Below are 4561 nucleotides of genomic sequence, written 5' to 3'. Positions count from 1 at the left end.
GCCTGCACGTCGGCGTGGTATGACGAGCGCACCATCGGGCCGGACGCCACGTGGCTGAAGCCCAGCTCGTAGCCGTAGTCTTCCAGCGCCTTGTAGTCCTCGGGGGTCCAGTACTTCAGCACCGGGTGGTGGTGCGCGGTCGGCTGCAGGTACTGGCCGATGGTGATCATGTCCACGTCATGCGCGCGCAGGTCACGCATGGTGGCCTTGATCTGCTCGAACTCCTCGCCCAGGCCCAGCATGATGCCGCTCTTGGTCGGCACCTCCGGGTGCTGCGCCTTGAAGTTCTTCAGCAGGTTCAGCGACCACTGGTAATCCGCGCCCGGGCGCACGTTGCGGTACAGGTCCGGCACGGTCTCGATGTTGTGGTTGAACACATCCGGCGGGTTCTGCGCCAGGATCTCCAGCGCGCGCTCCATGCGGCCCTTGCCGCGGAAATCGGGGGTCAGCACTTCAATGCGGGTACCCGGCGACTTCTCGCGGATGGCGGTGATGCAGTCGACGAAGTGCTGGGCACCGCCGTCGCGCAGGTCATCGCGATCGACACTGGTCACCACCACGTACTTCAGGCCCATGTCGGCCACGGTCTGGCCCAGGCTGGCCGGCTCGTTGGCATCCGGCGGCTTGGGGCGGCCGTGGGCCACGTCGCAGAACGAGCAGCGGCGGGTGCAGACCTCGCCGAGAATCATGAAGGTGGCCGTGCCGTGGCCGAAGCATTCGTGGATGTTCGGGCAGCTGGCTTCCTCGCACACGGTCACCAGGCGGTTCTCGCGCAGCTTGGCCTTCAGGTTCTGCACGGCATTGCCCGAGGGAATGCGCACGCGGATCCAGGACGGCTTGCGCAGCACCGGCGCATCGGCGAACTGCACCGGCGAGCGGTTGATCTTGTCACCGCCCAGCTGCTTGACCCCGGCCTGCAACGGCGCGGCGGACGGAGAGTCGCCCTGCACGATCTGCAGGGGAATGGAACGGGCGGTGGTTTCAGTCATGGCAGTTCCGGGGGGCGGTCAGGCGGCCGCAGAAAGATCAGGCAGTTCGGGCGTGTGCTGCAGCAGCAGGCCGAACTGGCGGGCCAGGTGGTCCAGCAGCACCGGCTTGACGGCCTCCATCCCGGAGGGCCCGCCCAAGTCTACTACCGATGTCACCTGCAACCCCTGATAGCCACAGGGGTTGATGCGGTGGAAGGGTTCCAGGTCCATGGACACGTTGAAGGCCAGGCCATGGAAGGTGCAGCCGCGGCGCACGCGGATGCCGAGCGCAGCGATCTTGGCGCCGCCGACGTAGACACCCGGGGCACCCTCGCGGCGTTCGGCACCGATGTTCCACTCGGCCAGGGTATCGATGAGGGCCTGCTCGATGCGGCAGACATAGTCGCGCACACCAATGCCCAGCCGCGGCAGCCGCAGCAGCGGATAGACCACGATCTGGCCGGGGCCGTGATAGGTCACCTGGCCGCCGCGGTCCACGTGCAGCACCGGGATCTCGCCCGGCGCCAGCACGTGCTCGTCCTTGCCAGCCTGGCCCAGGGTGAACACCGGATCGTGCTCGACCACCCACAGCTCGTCGGCGTCGGCGTCGCTGCGCTGGTCGGTGAAGCGCTGCATGGCGCGCCACACCGGTTCATAGGCCTGGCGGCCGAGGTCACGGACCACCGCCGGACGCGGCGCGCGGTCTTCCGGGGCGGCGTCGGCCGGGCAGCTGTCGGCTACAGCGTCCACTTCACTTCCGGGTGGTCGCGCAGCGCCTGGTGCGCCAGGTCGTACTGCTCGCGGCTCTCGGCCTTGAACACGATGCGGACGGACACGTACTTGCCGTTGGACGAATGCTTCCAGCTGATGCGTTCGTTCACCACATCGATGCCGGCAGCCAGCAGCAGACGGGGAAGCTCATGCTCCAGGCCGCGGTTGGCCGGGCCCATGGCGCTGAGCTCGAACTGGCCGGGGAACTGGAAGCCGTGGTCGGGGTTGTCGGACTTGATTTCCATGCCCCCCATTATCGGGCCGCAGGGCAACAAACCCAAGAGTATTCATCAAAGTCAAAGGCGGCACCGGCGAGCCGCTGCGTTGCAGCGGGGCCGCGCCCCTGGCAGGGCCGTCCACGAAGACCGGCCCCGGCAGGCGGCGCGTGCCGGCGCGAGGCCGGCACGCAGGCGGCTTACTTGGCCGTTTCCATCAGGGTGGAATTGACCCAGCCCTTGTTGCCCATTTCGTCTTCCACTTCCCACATGGTGCCTTCCTTGACGCCGGTGGGGTACAGCAGCATGCCCGGCTCCAGCGAGCGCACCGGCGCACCGGTGCCCTTGGCATTGGCCAGCAGGCGACCGGCCTTGAGCATGGTCACTGCCTGGCCGGAATTGGCCGCCGAGGCATTGGCCGGCAGGCCGCCCAGCTCGGCCACCATGTTGGTGTAGGCCTGCAGGTAGGCCAGGGTGATCACCTGGCCGATTTCGGTGTTGGCATAGCCACCCACGCCCATCGCGCCGATGCCGCCGCCGCCGAACAGGCCGCCACCGGCGCCCCAGCCCAGGTCGGTCTTCTTCGAGTTGCCCTCGACGATGGCCACCTGCTCGGAGGAGCGCACGTCGGTGAGGGTGAGGGTCACGTCCGCGGTCTTGCTGCGGAAGTTCAGGCCGCTGACCACCGCACCGGCCTTGCCGCCGATCAGGCCGCCCAGCAGGCCACCGATGGCGTTGCCGCCGGCGTTGCTGTTCTGCGAGATCAGGTCCGGCACCAGCACGTAGTCGGCGGCGCGGATCTGGCCCTTGCCGATGTTGGAGCGGCCGCGCAGCTGGCCTTCGCTGGCCAGCGCACGCTCGGCCTGGGCAGCGGCCATGCCGACGCCACGGTCCACCAGGGTGAAGCACTTGGACTTGTTGACGAAGACCTTGATCAGCTTCGAAGGCGCCGGCAGCTGCTGGCCGGTCCACCAGTTCACCACGTCTTCCGGCTCGATCACCGAGATGGAACCCAGCGGCTTGGTGCAGACCGGAATCTCGGCCTGGCCCTTCTTGCTCTGCTCCTGGGCAGAGGTGCGGCTGTTTGCGAAGCTGTCGCGCAGACCCGCCGACGCCGGGGCACTGACGCCCAACAGGCCGGCACCCAGCAGCGCGCAGGCCAGCACGGGGGCGAGCGAATTCGATTTGTTCATATGAGTCATCCAGCACTTCGCCGACGGCGAAGCACAATCCATGGGTTGAGAAAGGGTCTGGGACCTGAATCCTTTGGTGGCGCCTCCCCAGGCGCCGGCGCAGAGGATAGGGCATGCAGGGACCCAACCACAACCGCAGCTGACTGGAAAGTGCGGATGACGACAGATTTGGCCAACCCGGGCGATGGCGCCAGCCGGCGGGCCCGCCCCGACTCCACGTATCACATTGTGTCGGTTGGACAATGTTGTTTTCGGAACAGACAAGTGAGCGCCATGTGGTCGTTTTGGCGACCACCTGGGGGTACCGTGTCGCGGCTGAAATCGACAAAAGAACCCGCGCCCCGATGAGCCCCCCTTCCCACCCCCGCCTTGCAGCCCTCGGGCTGTCCGGCCTGCTTGCCGCTGCCCTCCCCCTTGCCGCCCAGGCCGCCGAACGATGCGGCCCGGATGCGATGCGCGACCACCCGCCACAGGTCAACATCCGCGTCGACAACGACCTGTTCGGTGGCCGCCACCAGGACCAGGGCTACACCAACGGCGCCCAGCTGACCCTGGTCTCGCCGAACCTGGTCGACTACACCGATGACCCCTGCCTGCCGCGCATGGCGCGCTGGGTGAACCAGTACCTGGAAGGCCTGCACCCGGGCAGGTTCGAGCAGCAGAACATGATCTTCAGCATCGGCCAGGGCATCTTCACCCCGACCGATCCGGCCCGCCGCGACCTGATCAAGGATGATCGACCGTATGCCGGCGTGCTGATCGCCAGCTTTGGCTTCAACGCGCGCAGCGGCGACCGCCTGCAGACCACCCAGCTGACGCTGGGCGTGGTCGGTCCATGGGCACAGGGCAAGCAGGTGCAGGATGCGGTGCACGACATCCTCAATGACAAGAAGTTCGAAGGCTGGGACAACCAGCTGCACAACGAACCGCTGTTCATGCTGACCCACGAGCGCATGCGCCGCTGGCCGGCCGATGCCAGCGTCAATGCCGGCGGCTGGGGCTGGGATGCGATCAGCCACTATGGCGGTGCGATCGGCAACCTGGAAACCAAGGCCAATGCCGGCGGTGAAGTGCGTTTCGGCTGGAAGCTGCCCGATGATTTCGGCAGCACGCCGCTGCGTCCGGCCGGCGAGAACACCGCGCCGACGCGTGGCGGCCGTCCCAGCGGCTGGTCGTGGCACATGTTCGTCACCACCGACGCGGCCTGGGTGATCCGCGACATCACCCTGGACGGCAACACGTTCCGCAGCAGCCACAGCGTGGACAAGCGCCACGTGGTCGCCCAGGGCGGCTATGGCATGGCGCTGACCCATGGCCGCTGGAAGTTCGCGGTGGCGCGCTACCACAGTACCCGCGAGTTCTACGGCCAGCGCGAGGCCCCGGTGTTCGGCAGCTTCACCATCAGCCGCTCGCT

At 67.4% G+C, this 4561-nt stretch carries 5 protein-coding genes; 1 reads left to right on the top strand and 4 read right to left on the bottom strand.

The genetic code is table 11. The features are described from left to right. The 4 genes from lipA to N7590_RS21815 form a co-directional block, all read right to left on the bottom strand. On the bottom strand, window positions 1-989 hold a 989-nt coding region (gene lipA / locus N7590_RS21830; RefSeq protein WP_279935896.1), incomplete at its 3' end, for a lipoyl synthase. A gap of 18 nt (window positions 990-1007) precedes the next feature. Beyond that, window positions 1008-1718 carry a lipoyl(octanoyl) transferase LipB gene (lipB, locus tag N7590_RS21825; RefSeq protein WP_164241907.1) on the bottom strand — a complete coding sequence of 237 codons (711 nt, stop codon included), beginning with the start codon at window positions 1716-1718 and terminating at the stop codon, window positions 1008-1010. Continuing rightward, window positions 1706-1984, bottom strand: coding sequence for a YbeD family protein (locus N7590_RS21820; RefSeq protein WP_005411067.1), 279 nt, complete (start codon window positions 1982-1984; stop codon window positions 1706-1708). Before N7590_RS21820 ends, lipB begins: the two co-directional genes overlap by 13 nt. A gap of 170 nt (window positions 1985-2154) precedes the next feature. Then, complete coding sequence (locus N7590_RS21815; protein ID WP_008267582.1) at window positions 2155-3147, bottom strand: CsgG/HfaB family protein; 993 nt, start codon at window positions 3145-3147, stop codon at window positions 2155-2157. Between the two features lie 344 nt (window positions 3148-3491). Between N7590_RS21815 and N7590_RS21810 the strand changes: the two genes are divergently transcribed. Continuing rightward, window positions 3492-4561: lipid A deacylase LpxR family protein (locus N7590_RS21810; protein ID WP_279935895.1), on the top strand; the 1070-nt coding region annotated here is incomplete at its 3' end.

The sequence above is a fragment of the Stenotrophomonas sp. GD04024 genome, from assembly GCF_029837545.1.
In the GTDB taxonomy this organism is placed as follows: domain Bacteria; phylum Pseudomonadota; class Gammaproteobacteria; order Xanthomonadales; family Xanthomonadaceae; genus Stenotrophomonas; species Stenotrophomonas forensis.
Note: the sequence above shows the minus strand (reverse complement) of the source record. Positions and strands in the feature narration are given on the sequence as shown.